The 16,234-nt window shown below is 61.1% G+C and carries 13 protein-coding genes and 1 pseudogene; 12 read left to right on the plus strand and 2 right to left on the minus strand.

Going from position 1 to position 16,234, the window contains the following annotated elements; all coding sequences use genetic code 11:
- The first annotated feature begins 69 nt into the window (after nt 1-69).
- The 11 genes from L972_RS17765 to L972_RS17810 all read left to right on the plus strand — a co-directional run bounded on the left by L972_RS17765 (nt 70) and on the right by L972_RS17810 (nt 12,669).
- A complete protein-coding gene (locus L972_RS17765; RefSeq protein WP_047439982.1) occupies nt 70-1,755 on the plus strand; it encodes an ABC transporter substrate-binding protein in 1,686 nt (561 codons plus the stop codon).
- A gap of 118 nt (nt 1,756-1,873) precedes the next feature.
- Nucleotides 1,874-2,857 (plus strand): ABC transporter permease, encoded by a 984-nt coding sequence (locus L972_RS17770; protein ID WP_005334871.1) that lies wholly within the window; start codon nt 1,874-1,876, stop codon nt 2,855-2,857.
- 1 nt (nt 2,858) lies between these two features.
- Entirely contained in the window at nt 2,859-3,779 is a 921-nt protein-coding gene (locus L972_RS17775) for an ABC transporter permease (RefSeq protein ID WP_047439984.1), read from the plus strand.
- On the plus strand, nt 3,776-4,795 hold the full coding sequence (locus L972_RS17780) for an ABC transporter ATP-binding protein (RefSeq protein WP_005334876.1): 1,020 nt from the start codon (nt 3,776-3,778) through the stop codon (nt 4,793-4,795). The genes L972_RS17775 and L972_RS17780 overlap by 4 nt, the downstream gene beginning before the upstream one ends.
- A gap of 11 nt (nt 4,796-4,806) precedes the next feature.
- A complete protein-coding gene (locus tag L972_RS17785) occupies nt 4,807-5,799 on the plus strand; it encodes an ABC transporter ATP-binding protein (RefSeq protein ID WP_005353824.1) in 993 nt (330 codons plus the stop codon).
- 114 nt (nt 5,800-5,913) lie between these two features.
- On the plus strand, nt 5,914-7,647 hold the full coding sequence (locus L972_RS17790) for a glycoside hydrolase family 9 protein (protein WP_047439986.1): 1,734 nt from the start codon (nt 5,914-5,916) through the stop codon (nt 7,645-7,647).
- A complete protein-coding gene (locus L972_RS22175; RefSeq protein ID WP_269428992.1) occupies nt 7,640-7,765 on the plus strand; it encodes a hypothetical protein in 126 nt (41 codons plus the stop codon). The genes L972_RS17790 and L972_RS22175 overlap by 8 nt, the downstream gene beginning before the upstream one ends.
- Nucleotides 7,758-8,630, plus strand: coding sequence for a BadF/BadG/BcrA/BcrD ATPase family protein (locus L972_RS17795; protein WP_047439988.1), 873 nt, complete (start codon nt 7,758-7,760; stop codon nt 8,628-8,630). Before L972_RS22175 ends, L972_RS17795 begins: the two co-directional genes overlap by 8 nt.
- A complete protein-coding gene (locus tag L972_RS17800; protein ID WP_047439990.1) occupies nt 8,615-10,480 on the plus strand; it encodes a beta-N-acetylhexosaminidase in 1,866 nt (621 codons plus the stop codon). Before L972_RS17795 ends, L972_RS17800 begins: the two co-directional genes overlap by 16 nt.
- 212 nt (nt 10,481-10,692) lie before the next feature.
- The gene (locus tag L972_RS17805) at nt 10,693-12,246 is read left to right on the plus strand and encodes a methyl-accepting chemotaxis protein (RefSeq protein ID WP_047439992.1); all 1,554 of its coding nucleotides are present in this window, start codon (nt 10,693-10,695) and stop codon (nt 12,244-12,246) included.
- Between the two features lie 66 nt (nt 12,247-12,312).
- Nucleotides 12,313-12,669, plus strand: coding sequence for an MGMT family protein (locus L972_RS17810; RefSeq protein ID WP_047439994.1), 357 nt, complete (start codon nt 12,313-12,315; stop codon nt 12,667-12,669).
- Nucleotides 12,670-12,685: 16 nt separating this feature from the next.
- Here the strand turns inward: L972_RS17810 and L972_RS21670 are convergent, their stop codons facing one another.
- Complete coding sequence (locus L972_RS21670; RefSeq protein ID WP_005334891.1) at nt 12,686-12,850, minus strand: hypothetical protein; 165 nt, start codon at nt 12,848-12,850, stop codon at nt 12,686-12,688.
- Nucleotides 12,851-12,958: 108 nt separating this feature from the next.
- Nucleotides 12,959-15,580, minus strand: a complete 2,622-nt coding sequence (topA, locus tag L972_RS17815; protein WP_005362158.1) for a type I DNA topoisomerase — start codon at nt 15,578-15,580, stop codon at nt 12,959-12,961.
- Nucleotides 15,581-15,965: 385 nt separating this feature from the next.
- Here topA and L972_RS17820 point away from each other — a divergent pair.
- Nucleotides 15,966-16,234, plus strand: a pseudogene (locus L972_RS17820) (N-succinylarginine dihydrolase); the annotation flags it as partial.

Consider the following 16,234-nt stretch of genomic DNA (forward strand, 5'->3'; position numbering starts at 1 on the left):
TGCGAAACCGGTGCTCACACAAAACAAGGCGAACCCTCGGGAATGCCAAAAAATAAGAAAGGAAAACATATGCTTGCCAAAGTATCCAAAATCTCTACCGCTGTAATGCTGGGAACCATGATGCTTGCCGGTGCCGCCGGTAACGCCATGGCCGCAGACAATAAAACCGTGCTGACCATGGTCGCACAGCAGGAAACCGCCTGGGTCAAGAACTTCAACCCCTTCCTGCAAGCGGGCTTGCTGCACACCACCCGTCACTTCATCTATGAACCACTGGTGATCTTCAACGATATGCAAGGGGGCAAACCCGTCTATCGTCTGGCCACCAACTATGCGTTCAGCGATGACCTGAAATCCGTCACCTTCGATCTGCGTGACGGCGTGAAGTGGTCTGACGGCGAAGCCTTTGATGCCGATGACATCATCTTCTCCTTCAATCTGGTCAAGGCCAACAAGGCGCTGGATGAGCGCTCAATCTGGACCCAGATCAAGAGCGTCGAGAAGCTGGCCCCCAACAAGGTCAAATTCGACCTGACCGAGGTCAACACCAACGTGGTGAACGATCTGGTGCTGGTACCTATCGTGCCGGAGCATCAGTGGAAATCGGTGAAAGATCCGGTTGCCTTCACCAACGACAAGCCGGTTGGTACTGGCCCCTTCACCGAAGTGGACAACTTCTCCGCCCAGCTCTATACCCAGTGCCGCAACCCGCACTACTGGGATAACGCCAACCTCGCTATCGACTGTCTGCGTATGCCGCAGATGGCCACCAACGACCAGGTGCTGGCGGCTGTCATGAAGGGTGACATCGACTGGTTCGGCTCCTTCGTGCCGGATATCGAGCGCCTCTACGTCGGCAACGATCCGAAGAACAACAAATACTGGTTCCCAGCCTCCGGTACCGTGGCGTTCAACGTCAACTTCCAGACCAAGAACCCGGGCAATAACGAAGCCTTCAACGACATCAACTTCCGCCGCGCCTTCTCCATGGCGATGGACCGCCAGTCCATGGTGGATATCGCGGGCTACGGCTACCCCACCGTCAACGAGTACCCGTCAGGTCTGGGCAAAGCCTTTGACTCCTGGAACAACCCGGAAGTGGACAAGAAGTACGGCAAGTACAACAAGTTCGATCTGGAAGGGGCCAAGGCCCTGCTGAAAGAGGCAGGCTACAAGGATTGTGACGGCGACAAGTTCCTCGACACCCCGAGCTGCAAAAAGATCGAGTTCAAGGTACTGGTGCCGAACGGCTGGACCGACTGGGTCAACACAGTACAGATCGGTGTAGAAGGGCTGCAGGCACTGGGCCTGAACGCCAAGACCGCCACCCCGGAAGCGACCGTCTGGACCGAGAACCTGATCACCGGTGACTTCGACGTCGCCCTGCAGGGTTACTTTGCCGGTGCCAACCCGCACAAGTACTTCGAGACCGCGTTCCACTCCCGCAACATGGGTGACCGTGGCAACCGCTTCGCCGCGCCCCGTTACAAGGACCCCGAGCTCGACAAGCTGATCGATGACTTCACCCAGACCGCCGATGCGGCCAAGCAGAAGGAGATCATGTTCGCCATCCAGGATCGTGTTGGTGCCAACCAGACCATCATTCCGGTCTTCAACAACCCGACCTGGTATGAGTACAGCACCAAGCGCTTCAACGGCTGGTTCAGTGCTGATAACCCGGTAGCCAAACCTCAGCTCCACCCGGACACCCCTGAGCGTCTGCTGCACGTGTTGTCCCTCAAGCCAAACAGCTAAACAATCCCGGCCCCCTGCGGGGGGCCATCTTCCCCGTTAATCCCCTTATTGCCCGGCTTTGCCGGGGTTGGGGTAGCTATACCCGATGCGGGGCAGACTTGCAGTAAAAGGTACCATCATGGGATTCATACTGAGACGCTTTTCCTTCTATCTGGTTGCCTTTCTGGTAGCCGCCACCATCAACTTCCTGTTACCCCGTGCCATGCCAGGGGATCCTGTCTCCGTGATGTTTGCCCGCGCTGGCGCCATGATGGAACCCGCCGCCCTGGAAGCCCTCAAAGCCACCTTCGGCTTTGTCGACGGCCCCATCGGCACCCAGTTTCTCACCTATGTGAAGAGTGTCTTCACCTGGGATCTCGGCACCTCGGTGCGCTTCTACCCGCAGCAGGTCTCTGACGTGCTGGGCCGTGCCATCGGCTGGACCCTGTTTCTGGTCGGCACCTCCACCATCCTGAGCTTCTCCCTCGGTTCCATCGTCGGCATCTTCGCCGCCTGGTATCGCGGCGGCCGGATGGACAGCATTCTCTCCCCGCTCACCCTGGTGATGCAGGCCATTCCGCCGGTGGTGGTCTCCCTGCTCGCCCTGTTCCTGTTCGGGGTAAGCCTCGAGTGGCTGCCCATCGGCTACGCCTATAGCCCGGAGATCAAGGCTGACTGGGGCTGGGAGCACATCAAGAGCATCATGACTCACGCCATCATGCCGGTGCTGACCCTGGCCGTGGTACAGGTGGGGGGCTTTCTTATCACCATGCGCAACAACATGATCAACCTGCTGGGCGAGGATTACATCACCATGGCCAAGGCCAAGGGGCTCTCCAGCAACCGGGTGATCTTCAACTACGGCGCCCGCAACGCCATTCTGCCCAGCGTCACCGCCCTCTCCATGGCGCTCGGTTTCGTCATCGGTGGCTCTCTCATCACCGAAGTTATCTTCAACTATCCCGGCCTGGGCCTAACCCTCTATCAGGGCATTCTGGCCCGCGACTACCCGCTCATTCAGGGGCAGCTGCTCATCATGACCATCACCATGCTCAGCTTCAACTTCCTGGCCGACGTGCTCTACGTCTTCCTGGATCCCCGTCTGCGTACAGGAGGCAAATAAGATGCGTATGCCGACCATTCTCAAGATCCTGCTGGGCAACAAGAAGGCTGCCTGTGGCCTCGCCATCGTGGTTGCCTTCGTACTGATGGCCCTCTTTGCCCCCATTCTGGCCAGCAACGAGCCGACCAAACGGGTGGCTCGCCCGCACCAGCCGCCCAGTGCCGAGTTCGTGATGGGTTCAACCCGCATGGGCCACGATATCTGGGCCCAATTCACCAACGGCGCCCGTATCTCACTGATGGTGGGCTTCAGTGCTGGCCTGCTGGTCTGCACCCTGGCCGTCGCCATCGGCATCACTGCCGGTTACTTCGGCGGTCTGGTGGATGAATGCCTCACCTTCCTGATGAACGTGGTGCTGGTGATCCCCAACCTCCCCTTGCTACTGGTGCTGGCGAGCTTTATCGGGGAGGCGTCACCGGCGGTAATTGCCGTGATAATAGGGTTGACCTCGTGGGCCTATGGCGCGCGGGTCATCCGCGCCCAGACCCTGGCGCTGCGCGAGAAGGAGTTCGTCATTGCCGCCGAAGTGCTGGGCGAGCCGGCCTGGCGCATCATTCTGGTGGAGATCCTGCCCAACCTCATCTCTATCATCGGGGTGAGCTTCATCGGCTCCATCATCTACGCCATCGTCACCGAAGCGACCCTGGAGTTCCTCGGTCTCGGCGACCCGACCGTGGTGAGCTGGGGCATCATGCTCTACAACGCCCAGACCTCCAGTGCCATTCTGGTCGGCGCCTGGTGGGAGATCCTGGCCCCCTGCTTTGCCATCGCCACTCTGGGTGCCGGTCTGGCCCTGCTCAACTTCGCCATCGATGAGATTGCCAACCCGCAGCTGCGCTCCCACAAAGGGCTGAGCCGCTGGAAGAAACTCGCGGCGCCGGTCACCACTCCGGTTGCCACAGCACAGGAGAAGACAGCATGAACAAGCATCCCCTGCTGTCAGTACGCAATCTTTGCGTCGACTACATCACCGAAAATGGCGACGTGCGCGCCGTCAACTCGGTGAGCTTCGATATCCGACAAGGCGAGATCTTCGGTCTCGCCGGTGAGTCGGGCTGCGGCAAATCCACCGTCGCCTTCTCGGTAGCCCGGCTGCACAAGCCGCCCGCCTACATCAGCGGTGGCGAGATCCTGTTCAAGGGGGAGAATATCCTCCACTACAACGACGAACGGTTGCGCTCCTATCGCTGGCAACAGGTGTCGGTGGTGTTCCAATCCGCCATGAACGCCCTGAACCCTGTGCTGCGGATGGAGGAGCAGTTCTGCGACGTGCTGCTGGCCCACAACCCCGGCATGACCCGTTACGAGGCGATCAAGCGCGCCCAGGAGCTGCTCACCATAGTCGATATCCACCCGAGCCGGCTCAAGGATTACCCGCACCAGTTCTCCGGCGGCATGCGCCAGCGGCTGGTGATCGCCATCGCCATGGCGCTCAACCCCGAGCTTCTGATCATGGATGAACCGACCACGGCGCTCGATGTAGTGGTGCAGCGGGAGATCCTGCAGAAGGTCTATGCCCTGAAAGAGAAGTTCAACTTCTCCATTCTGTTCATCACCCACGACCTCTCCCTGATGGTGGAATTCTGCGATCGCATCGGCATCATGTATGCCGGTGAGCTGGTGGAGGTGGCTCCTTCCAAGGCGATCCTGACCGCGCCGCTACACCCCTATACCAGAGGGCTCGGCAACTCCTTCCCGCCCCTGCACGGGCCGAAGAAGGTGCTGGAGGGGATCCCGGGCACCCCGCTCAACCTGCTGGAGGTGCCGGTCGGCTGCCGCTTTCAGGCCCGCTGCGGCAAAGTGCACGATCGCTGCCGTCAGGAGTACACCAGATTGGCCGAGATCCGCCCCGGGCAACAGACCGCCTGCCACCTCTATGAGGAGCAGGGACTGCAACAAGATTCCGTGATCTATCTGGACAAGGCCGCTGGCTGTTAAGGATGTCTGTCATGCAAATCGCCAAAACCGATGCACCCATCATCGAAGTCCAGCACCTCTACAAGGACTTCCCCATCAACTCCAATGCCATCAAGAGTGGCAAGATGCGGGCACTCTCCGACATCACCTTCAACCTGCACCGGGGCCGCGCCCTGGCGGTGGTCGGGGAGTCGGGCTCCGGCAAGAGCACCATCGCCAAGATCATCGCCAAGATGTACAAGCTCAGTGCCGGGCGCATTCTCTATCGCGGCCACGATCTGGAGGAGTTCAACAAGGGCACCGCCCTGCTGGACTATCGCCAGAGCGTGCAGATGGTGTGGCAAGATCCGTTCGGTTCGCTCAACCCGACCCACACCATCTATCACCACATCGCCCGTCCCCTGCTGCTGCACAGCAAGGTGATCGACAAAAAAGAGCTGCCCGACATGGTCTACGCCCTGCTGGAAAAGGTCGGCCTGACCCCCGCCAAAGCAACGGCGGCCAAGTATCCGCACCAGCTCTCCGGCGGCCAGCGCCAGCGGGTCAACATCGCCCGCAATCTGGCGGTGGAGGCGGAGGTGGTGCTGGCGGACGAGCCGACTTCCATGCTCGACGTTTCCATTCGCATCGGCATCCTCAACCTGATGGAGCAGATGAAGAATGAGCTCGGCGTCTCCATGCTCTACATCACCCACGACATCGCCACCGCCCGCTATGTGGCGGAAGATCTGGCGGTGATGTATGTAGGGCACATGGTGGAGTGGGGCGAGGTGGACGAGATCCTGCACCACCCGCAGCACCCCTACACCCAGCTGCTCATCTCGGCGGTGCCCGACCCCGAGAAGAGTATCCACGCCGAGTTGGAGGGTGGCCGCAAGGGGGAGATCCCGCTCTGGACACCGGAGTCCTGCGGTTGCCCCTTTGCCGGGCGCTGCAATCAGGCGATGCCCCGCTGCAAGGAGGCGCTGCCCCCCATCACCAAGCTTGCCGACAACCACTTCGTGCGTTGCTACCTCTACGAGTGAGGGTGAGCCTTAGACCGGCCGGACAACCCTGTCCGGCCATGCCTCGATACGGGGCGGCCACAGCCCCGTGATGTGCCTCACCGCCCGGCGGTGAACCACAGGAGTAATACCTTGATGGAACTCTTGATCAATCAGGTGGGCTACGAGTGCGACGGACACAAGGTCGCCCTGTTGCAAACCTCCCCCGCCCCTGATCTCGGCGGCTATGTCAGGCTGCAACGCCTCGACGATGGCCAGATCCTGTTTGAAACCCCGCTGCAACCGGCTGGCAGCGTCTCTGGCTGGCAAGGCCGCGCTTACTGGCGCGCCGACTTCTCCGCCTTCAAGGAGCCCGGCCACTATCGGCTGGAGGCGATCACTGCCCAAGGCATAGTCCGCTCCACCCGTTTTGCCATCGGCCAGGATCTGCTGGCCAGCCGCTGTCTCTCCGATGTCATCCACTACTTCAAGGGCCAGCGCGCCAGCGGCACCTTCGATCGGGCCGACCGCAGCGCCCGCCTGTTTGGCACCGACCAGCAAAAAGATGTGCACGGCGGCTGGTTCGATGCCAGCGGCGACATGAGCAAGTACCTGAGCCACCTCTCCTACGCCAACTACCTCAACCCCCAGCAGACCCCTATGGTGGTGTGGGCCCTGCTCAAGTGCCGGGAACTGCTGGCCCCGCGCCGCGATATCGACGGGGTGAACCTCTGCAAGCGGCTCAATGACGAGGCGCTGCACGGCGCCGATTTCCTCTGCCGGATGCAGGATGAGTCAGGCTTCTTCTTCATGACCCTGTTCGACAAGTGGAGCAAGGATCCCGCCCAGCGCGAGCTGTGCGCCTATGCCACCCAGCAGGGGCTCAAATCCGCCAACTGGCAGGCGGGTTTTCGCCAAGGGGGCGGCATGGCCATCGCCGCGCTGGCCCGCGCCGCCCGCGAGAGCGTCAGTGGCGACTTCGATGCCAGCCGCTACGCCGAGGCCGCCAAGCGCGGCTACCTGCATCTGCGTGAACACAACCTTGCCTACCTTGATGACGGGGTCGAGAACATCATCGACGATTACTGCGCCCTGCTCGCGGCGGTGGAGCTGACCCGCACCTTCGGCAACGAGTGGCTGAATGAGGCGAGAGCCCGCGCCAGCAAGCTCTGTGCCCGCCAGCGCCCTCATCCTGAGCTAGGTCACTACTGGTCGGCCAACGAGGATGGCTCGCGCCCCTACTACCACGCCGCCGAGGCGGGTCTGCCGGTGCTGGCGTTGCTGGAATATCTGGGCGTAGAGCCGGATCAGGGGCACCAGGCCCGGGTGCAAACCGTAGTGGAGCAGGCGCTGGCCGCCGAGCTGGCACTGTGCGCACGGGCGGGCAACCCCTTCTCCCTCGCCCGCCAATATGTCAAAGGGGTGGATGAAGCGCCACGCGTCAGCTTCTTTATGCCCCACAATAACGAATCCGGTTACTGGTGGCAGGGGGAGAACGCCCGCCTCGCGTCTCTGGCGACCATGGCCTTTGCTGGCGCCCGCCACTTCCCCCGCCAGAGCCAGCCGCTGCTCACTTATGGCCGGCACCAGCTCGACTGGATCCTCGGGCAAAACCCCTTCAACGCCTGCATGCTGGCGGGCCACGGTATCAACAACCCCGTCTATACCGCCGGGTATCCCAATGCGCAGGGGGGGATCTGCAACGGCATCACCTCAGGGTTTGATGACGAAAATGAGGTGGCCTTTATTCCGGAGGAGTACAAGGATCGGCTGGATCAAAACTGGCGCTGGGGCGAGCAGTGGATCCCCCACGCCGCCTGGTTTGCCCTTGCCATCAGCTGGCAGAGTGCACTGGGTGATCGGAATGAGCAGGGAGAGCACCATGATTGAGATCGGCTCGAGCATCATTGGCATTGGGGAGAGTAGTGGATCCTCCATACAGCCAGCTTGGTTTGCCCTGGCCATCACCTGGCTGAATGCGCAGGGAAATGGAGGCCGCCATGATTGAGTTCTGGGTCGGCGTCGACGGCGGAGGCACCCACACCCGCGCCCGCATTCGGGATCGGGCGGGCAAGCTGCTCGGAGAGGGGCGCGCGGCAGGATCCAACCTGGAGCTGGGCATCCCCCATGCCCACGCCAATGTGCTGGCCGCCATCGCCAGCGCCCGCCTTGCCGCCGGGATCGCTATCGAGAGTGAACAGCAGATGGGGGTCGGGCTGGCGCTCGCCTCCGCCGAGCTGGCCGACTGCTATCACGCCCTGCTCGAGATGCCCTTCCCCTTTGCCAGCGTCAGGCTCACCTCCGATGCCTTCGGTGCCTGCCTCGGTGCCTTTGGTGGCCGTGAGGGGGCCATTCTGATCGCCGGCACCGGCTCGGTGGGGCTTGTCTATCAGGAGGGGCAGATCCGCACCTGCTCCGGCCGCGGCTTCCCCATTTCAGACATAGGCAGCGGCGCCTGGTTGGGGCTGCGCGCCATTCAGCAATCCCTGCTCTGCCACGACGGCATTCTGCCCCCCAGCACCCTCGCCATCCGCCTGATGGACCGCTTCAAGCGGGATCAGGCCGAGGTGGTTCGCTGGGCCGCCCGCGCCATTCCGGCGGACTATGGCCACTTTGCCCCCTGGGTGTTCGATGCCGCCAGCGATGGCGACGAGCTAGCCAATCAGCTGCTGGACGAAACCTGCGAACAGCTGCGGATCCTGCTGGAGGGAATGACCCAGCTGGGTGCCGGACAGATCGCCCTGCTGGGGGGGATTGGCACCCGCCTCGCTCCCCGTCTCGGCCAGCTCAACCTGATCCCCCCCCAGGCAGATGCGCTCGATGGCGCCATCCTGTTTGCCCAATCAGAGGATTTTCCATGTCTACACCCCTGATCCACACCCAGGTCGCCCGACGTGACGGCGAGGATGTCTGGTTCACTTTCACCCTCTCCCGCATGCCTGATACCAAGTGGAAGCTGCACTTCTGTCTGGCTCGCCATATCGACCCCGACTCCTTGCAAGGGGGCGAGCTGGAGCGCCAAAGCGGCAGCTACAAGGTGATTGTCCCGAACGCTGGCAGCTGCGAGCTGCGCTTTTGCTGCCGCCAGACCCCCATCAAGAAGCTCTCCGACATGCCGCAGGGCTTTTTCCTCAGCTTGCCGGAGGCGACCACAGGTGCCCAGCTGCTACCGGTGACGCTGGCGGCGCAGGATCTCGGACTGGAGAACCCGCCGGTAACCCGCCCAGACCTGCCGGATATCGAGCCTCTGCCCGGTATAGTGCCGCAACCGGCCCATCTGGTACTGCTGGAGGGGAACTTCCGGCTGGCCGAGCGGGCTCATGTCAGCGCCCCCCGCGATGTGCCGAAATTGCTGGCCCACTTCAACGAGCTGACGTCGCTGGCGCTGGAGCAGGATCACGACGCTGAAATCCGGCTGACCGAGGACAAACTGGCCCCCGAAGCCTATCAACTTACCATCACGCCGCAGGAGGTGGTGATTGCCGCCGCCGACGAAGCGGGCTGGCGTCATGGGCTGGTCACGCTGGCTCAGTGGTATCTGCAACATGGGGAGAGCCTGCCCTGCATCACGCTGGAGGATGCCCCGCGCTTTGGCTTTCGCGGCATTTTTCTCGACTGCGCCCGCCACTTCCACACTCCGGCCACCATCAGGCGCCTGCTCAAGCTGATGAGCCTCTACAAGTTCAACCGCTTCCACTGGCACCTGACCGATGACGAGGGGTGGCGACTCGAGATCAAGGCCTTCCCGGCATTGACCGACGTGGGTGCCTGGCGCGGCCACGATCTGGCGATCGGCCCCCAGCTCAGCGGCGGCGCCGAACCCTATGGCGGCTACTACACCCAGAGCGAGGTGAAGGAGCTGGTGAGCTATGCCAGTGAGCTCGGCATCACCGTCATTCCCGAGATCGACATTCCGGGCCACTGCCACGCCGCCATCAAGGCGCTGCCCGAGCTGCTGATCGAAACGGCGGATCACTCCTGCTACCGCTCGGTTCAGCATTTCGATGACAACGTGCTCAACCCCGCCCTGCCCGGCACCTACCGCTTTCTGGAGGCGGTGCTAGACGAGGTATGCGAGCTCTTTCCCAGCCCGCAGATCCACATGGGGGGTGACGAGGTGCCGACCGGGGTCTGGACCGACAGTCCCGCTTGCCAGCAGCTGATGGTCGAACAGGGCTACGCCGACTGCCGAGAGCTGCAGGGCCATCTGCTGCGCCACTGCCAGCGCTATCTGGCCGCCAGAGGCAAACAGATGATCGGCTGGGAGGAGATCCTGCATGGCGACAAGGTGAGCCGCAAAGCGGCCATCTGTGCCTGGACCAGCTTTCAGGCGGGGCTGGACGCTGCCGCAGCCGGTTATCCGGTGGTGATGGCGCCCGCCCAGTTCCTCTATCTGGATCTGGCCTGGAGCGCCGATATTCATGAACCCGGCCTCTACTGGGCGGGTACCCTCAATCTGGAGCAGATCTACTCGTGTGACCCTGCCCCAGCCGATTTCCATGCCAACGATAACATCCTCGGGGTGCTGAGCCCCTTGTGGTCAGAATTGATCACCAGCCGTGATCGTCTCGACTACATGTTGTTCCCGCGTATGCTGGCCACGGCCGAGGTGGCCTGGAGCGATCCCGCCCACAAGGGCTGGGAGCACTTCGCCGCCCGCCTGCCGGGTCAGCTGCAGATCCTCGATCAGTTGCAGGTGCGCTACCGGATGCCACAGAGGTAATGTTGTCTCTACTTTGGCGGCCAATTGGCCGCCTTTTTTACGATTAACCAACAAAACATCAACTTCCCCCTACCATTCATCCGCCATTATTGGCAAAATCCAGCCCCCAATGAAGCTGGTCTGCCTCCTGCTGGCGCGAGCCTGCGGCCACCTCCAGATCTGCCACAATAACAACGACAACATTATCAACAAGAACATCGGAGCGTATTCCTATGGCCCGCAGAGACGTCCATACCCTGGATAGCGAAGTGGAGTTTCCTGCCGACGTACAACTGGTCTCCACCACTGACCTGCGCGGGGTGATCACCTACGCCAACCCGGCCTTTTGCGAAATCGCAGGCTACACGGTCGATGAACTGGTGGGACACAACCACAATCTGGTACGCCACCCCGACATGCCCAAGGCCGCCTTCGCCGATCTCTGGGCCCGCCTCAAGGAGGGCAAACCCTGGCGCGGTATGGTAAAAAACCGCTGCAAGGATGGCCGTTACTACTGGGTAGATGCCTATGTGACCCCCATCTATGAAGGCAACAGGATCAGCGGCTACCAGTCGGTACGCTGCAAGCCCGAGCCCCAATTCAAGCGCATCGCCGCTCAGACCTACCAGGCACTGCTCAAGGCCGAGCGCGGCAACAGCAGCAACCTCCCCTCTCTTGCCAAAGTACGCACCCCGGCCATTACCCTGCTGCTGCTCGGCCTGATGGGCTGGACCTTCGCCAGCCAAGGGGCCATGACCGTCCTGCTGATGCTGCTGCCCCTGTTGCTTATTGGCGGAGCCTACTGGCGCGAGCTCTTTGCCCTGCCCCACTATCTGCAGAAACTGGGCCGTGAATATGACAGTCTGACCCGGCTGGTCTACTCCGGTGACAACCCCGGCGCCATTGCCGATTTTCATATCAAGATGCTGCAGGCCCGCATCCGAACCGTTTTGGGGCGGATCAACGATGCCACGGCACCTCTGCAAACCCTGGCCATCAATCTGAAGCAGGCCTCTCATCAAGCCTGTCTCGATATCAACGAGCAAGATGCCCAGACCCAGCAGATGGCTACGGCTATGACTCAGATGGCCAGCACGGCCCACGAGATCGCCCGCAACATTCAGGACTCCAACGGTCAGGTCAACGAAGCTCGCAATCGTTGTGAACAAACCAACCAGCAGTTGAACCAGACCGAGCAACAGATCGAACAGCTCGCCAAACAGGCAGAGCTGGCGTTCAACTCGGCAGTAGAGCTCGCCAGCGAATCCGAACGGATTGGCAGTGTCATGGGCGAGATCCAGGGCATCGCCGAGCAGACTAACCTGCTGGCCCTCAACGCCGCCATCGAAGCGGCTCGCGCCGGAGAGCAGGGCCGTGGTTTTGCGGTGGTCGCAGACGAGGTGCGAACTCTATCGACCCGCACCCACAAGGCGACCGAGCAGATCCAGGTCAGCATCAAGCAGATCCAGCACACGCTGGGACGCTGGAAGGGGATGATGCAGGAGAACCTGCAGCAGACCCGCGCATGTGCCGATATGACCCGCCAGGGCGCCAGCAGCCTCCATACCGTGCTGGCAGAGATAGAGCTGGTCACCGAACACTCCACCCAGATCGCCACCGCTGCAGAGCAGCAACAAGCGGTCGTGGAGGAGATCAGCCGCAGCATCCACCAGATCTCCGAGTACTCCCACGCCAACAGTCAGAAGATGCTGGATGTCGATCACTCAAGTCAGGCTCTGCTGGAACGTGCCAAGCAACTGAAGGGGCTTAGCCAGACCTTCGGCTGAATCATTGCCAGCCCCATGACAGAAGCGCCACAATGGCGCTTCTGTTGTTTTTGACGAATCGGGTCTATGAGCATTGAATCAAGTCCGTCCCCATTCAACAAAGCTGCCCGTATCGAAGCGATCATCGCCTTGATCCCGGCAGGCCGGGTGGTCAGTTACGGTCAGGTGGCCGATCTGGCGGGGCTGCCCGGACGGGCAAGACTGGTAGGCAAGGTGCTGCGGGAAACCGACAAGGTACTGCCGTGGCATCGGGTGCTGGGCGCAGCGGGCACTATCTCGTTACCGAAAGGATCGCCAAGCTTTGCCGAACAGACGGGACGCCTGCAGCAGGAGGGGGTCGTGGTGATCGGTGGGCGGGTCAGAATGAAGGAGTGGCAATGGCAGCCCGATCTGGCCGAGCTGCTTTTTCTACTGCCGTTTTGAGGGGATCACCGCCGGATCACTCCAGCGGCGCCAGGATCTCGTCGCTGCGCACCTGCACCGGTATGGTCTCATCCGCGCGCTGCAGCAGCACCAGCAGGCTCTGCCGGTCAACCTCCAGCACATAGGCCGCCCCTTCACGGGTCATGCAGCTCATGCCCGGCCGGATCTCGTTTATCTCCATCTCAACCTCCTTGTCTACTTCGCGATTGATGACAGCTGCACTCCTTGCAGCTGTATCAGTATACCGCTATCCATAAGCAAAGAGGCCCCTTGTCGGGGCCTCTTTTCATCAGGCTTTTTTAGCCTTTGGCAAACTCTCTTGCCAAGTACCGTTGTCGTAGTGAGCGGTCCAACCGGTCGCCTTGCCGTTGACCTCGCTCATCACGTACTGCTCCTTGGTCTTGCGACTGAAACGTACGATGGCGGGGTTGCCGTCCGGATCAGTGAGCGGGGCACCGGCCAGATACTTGTGCTTGGCGGAGATGCGATCTTTGAAGCGCTTGAGCTCTTCCACCAGCGGCGCGCGGGTCTCGCGGGATTTGGGGAAGTTGCTGGCCGCCAGGAACAGACCGGCAGCCCCGTCACGCAGCACAAAGTGAGCATCGGACTGGGTGCACTTGAGCTCCGGCAGCGGCACCGGATCCTCCTTCGGCGGCGCGATGTCGCCGTTTTTCAGGATCTTGCGGGTGTTCTTGCAGGTCTCGTTGGTGCAGCCCATGTACTTGCCGAAACGGCCGTTCTTGAGCTGCATCTCGGCTCCGCAACGGTCACACTCGATGCTCGGCCCTTCGTAGCCCTTGAGCTTGAACTGGCCCTTCTCGATCTCGTAGCCATCGCAATCCGGGTTTCGACCACAGACGTGCAGCTTGCGGCTGTCGTCGATGATATAGGCATCCATCGCTGTACCACAGACGCCGCAGCGGTGCTTGGCGCGCAGCGCTTCGGTTTCCGCCTCTTCGCCGTCAGTGGCGGAGACAAACTCATCGGCAGAGACCAGGTTGATGGTCTTCTTGCAGCGCTCTTTCGGCGGCAGGGCATAGCCGGAGCAGCCGAGGAACACGCCGGTGGTGGCGGTACGAATGCCCATCTTGCGGCCGCAATCCGGGCAGTCGATGTCGGTCATCACCATCTGGTTGGCACGCATGCCGCCCTCTTCGGGCGCCTTGTCAGCCTTCTCCAGCTCCTGGGTAAACTCGGCGTAGAAGGCATCCAGCACCTTCTTCCACTCCAGGCTCCCTTCGGCGATGCCATCGAGTTTGTCTTCCATCTTGGCGGTGAACTCGTAGTTCATCAGCTCAACGAAGTTCTCCACCAGACGATCGGTGACAATCTCACCCATCTTCTCGGCGAAGAAACGGCGGCTCTCGACCCGCACATAACCGCGATCGACGATGGTGGAGATGATGGAGGCGTAGGTTGACGGACGGCCGATGCCGCGTTTTTCCAGCTCGCGCACCAGCGCAGCTTCAGTGAAACGGGCAGGCGGTTTGGTGAAGTGCTGGCGCGGATCCAGCTTGACCAGTTTCAGCACCTCGCCAACGGTCACCGCCGGCAGCTGACTATCTTCACCCTTGCGACCCATCGGCGGCAGAGCCTTGGTCCAACCGGCGAAGCGCAGGGTACGGCCACGAGCCTTGAGCTCGAACTCACCCGCCTTGACGGTCAGGGTGGAGGAGTCGTATTGAGCCGGGGTCATCTGGCAGGCAACGAACTGACGCCAGATGAGATCGTACAGACGCATGGCATCCGGCTCCATCCCTTCCAGCATCTCGGCAGTCACCTGTACGTTGGAGGGACGGATCGCCTCGTGCGCTTCCTGGGCATTGGCCTTGGCGCCATACAAATTCGGCTCGGCTGGCAGATAGGCAGCGCCATACTGCTCGCCGATATATTCACGCACCGCCTCAACCGCCTCTTTGCTGAGGTTGGTGGAGTCGGTACGCATATAGGTGATGTAACCCGCTTCATAGAGACGCTGGGCCATCATCATGGTCTTCTTGACCCCGAAGCTCAGACGGGTAGAGGCCGCCTGCTGCAGGGTGGAGGTGATAAACGGCGCGGACGGCTTGGAGCCGGTCGGCTTGTCTTCCCGGTTAACGACCTTGTAGTCGACCCCTTCCAGGGCTGCGACAGCGGCAAAGGTCTCGGCCTGGGTCACCGGCTTGAAGTCGGCACCATTGCGGCTGACCACTTCCATCCGCAGATCGCTCTTGTCGGCGGTCAGCAGGTCGGCATTGAGATCCCAGAACTCGACCGGAACGAACGCCTTGATTTCGCGCTCTTTATCGACGATGAGACGCACCGCAACGGACTGCACTCGACCGGCGGAGAGACCGCGGGCCAGCTTTTTCCACAGCAGCGGGGAAACCATGTAACCCACCACGCGGTCGAGGAAACGACGGGCCTGCTGGGCATTGACGCGGTCAATATTGAGTTCGGACGGCTGGGCAAACGCCTCCTTGATGGCGCTCTTGGTGATCTCGTTGAACACCACACGCTTGTAGCGGCTGTCGTCGCCACCGATGATCTCGCGCAGGTGCCAGGCGATCGCCTCTCCTTCTCTATCCAAGTCGGTTGCGAGATAGATGGTGTCGGCTTTCTCGGCCAGACTTTGCAACTCGCTGACCACCTTCTCCTTGCCGGGCAAAATCTGGTAGTTAGCCTGCCAGCCAGCGGTCGGATTGATACCCATCCGGGCAAACAGGGCCTTGCGATCCTTGGCAGCCTTCTCGGATTCGCTCAACTTGATGCCGCGAATGACAGGTTTCTTGGGCTCGGTGCTGGCGCTGCCGCTGGTGGGCAGATCGCGAACATGACCAACGCTGGATTTCACCACGTAGTCCTTGCCCAGATATTTATTGATCGTCTTGGCCTTGGCCGGAGACTCCACTATGACCAGTGATTTGCCCATGCTGTAACTATTATCCTCATTGCACCCGACGGGGTTGGTGTGCGGTTTTGTGGGGCTGTATAAGAGATTTGGCGCGAAAAAGCAATCTTGTGAGCAAATTTGCCTGACCAGCCCGAACCACACGGCTTCTTTTATTGCTTCTTTATTTATTAATGCGAAGGCAACAGGCCGGACGCAACCGCTTTTTCAATTTTCTGCCATACCGCCCCTCTTTTTATATCTGAAACGACATAAAAACGTCTGCTGGTTACCGGCTTGTTACAAAAACATAAAATCTCTTTATAATGGCCCAACCCCGACGCATTGTGCGCGGAAGGAACCGCTACCCATCATAAAAATCGAAAGGATGTACTCAATGAAGCACTTCGAGGTCAATTTCGACGGTCTGGTCGGCCCGACTCATAACTATGCTGGCCTCTCCTACGGCAATGTTGCCTCCCAGAGCAATGCCCAGGAGGCTTCCAATCCGAAAGAGGCCGCCAAGCAGGGGCTGCGCAAGATGAAGGCGCTGACCGAGCTTGGCATGACCCAGGGGGTACTGGCGCCACAAGAGCGTCCCGATCTCGCCACCCTGCGCCGCCTCGGCTTCACCGGCAACGATGCCCGGGTGCTGGAGCAGGCCGCCAAGCAGGCACCTGCCGTACTGGCTGCCTG

The sequence above is a fragment of the Aeromonas sp. ZOR0001 genome, from assembly GCF_000801015.1.
In the GTDB taxonomy this organism is placed as follows: Bacteria; Pseudomonadota; Gammaproteobacteria; order Enterobacterales; family Aeromonadaceae; genus Aeromonas; species Aeromonas veronii.

Coding starts and splice junctions, on each gene's coding strand:
- L972_RS17800 (WP_047439990.1), top strand. CDS start 8,615: ATGTCTACACCCCTGATCCACACCCAGGTCGCCCGACGTGACGGCGAG.
- L972_RS17785 (WP_005353824.1), top strand. CDS start 4,807: ATGCAAATCGCCAAAACCGATGCACCCATCATCGAAGTCCAGCACCTC.
- L972_RS17790 (WP_047439986.1), top strand. CDS start 5,914: ATGGAACTCTTGATCAATCAGGTGGGCTACGAGTGCGACGGACACAAG.
- L972_RS17765 (WP_047439982.1), top strand. CDS start 70: ATGCTTGCCAAAGTATCCAAAATCTCTACCGCTGTAATGCTGGGAACC.
- L972_RS17795 (WP_047439988.1), top strand. CDS start 7,758: ATGATTGAGTTCTGGGTCGGCGTCGACGGCGGAGGCACCCACACCCGC.
- L972_RS21670 (WP_005334891.1), bottom strand. CDS start 12,850: ATGGAGATAAACGAGATCCGGCCGGGCATGAGCTGCATGACCCGTGAA.
- L972_RS17775 (WP_047439984.1), top strand. CDS start 2,859: ATGCGTATGCCGACCATTCTCAAGATCCTGCTGGGCAACAAGAAGGCT.
- L972_RS17805 (WP_047439992.1), top strand. CDS start 10,693: ATGGCCCGCAGAGACGTCCATACCCTGGATAGCGAAGTGGAGTTTCCT.
- L972_RS17770 (WP_005334871.1), top strand. CDS start 1,874: ATGGGATTCATACTGAGACGCTTTTCCTTCTATCTGGTTGCCTTTCTG.
- L972_RS17810 (WP_047439994.1), top strand. CDS start 12,313: ATGAGCATTGAATCAAGTCCGTCCCCATTCAACAAAGCTGCCCGTATC.
- topA (WP_005362158.1), bottom strand. CDS start 15,580: ATGGGCAAATCACTGGTCATAGTGGAGTCTCCGGCCAAGGCCAAGACG.
- L972_RS22175 (WP_269428992.1), top strand. CDS start 7,640: ATGATTGAGATCGGCTCGAGCATCATTGGCATTGGGGAGAGTAGTGGA.
- L972_RS17780 (WP_005334876.1), top strand. CDS start 3,776: ATGAACAAGCATCCCCTGCTGTCAGTACGCAATCTTTGCGTCGACTAC.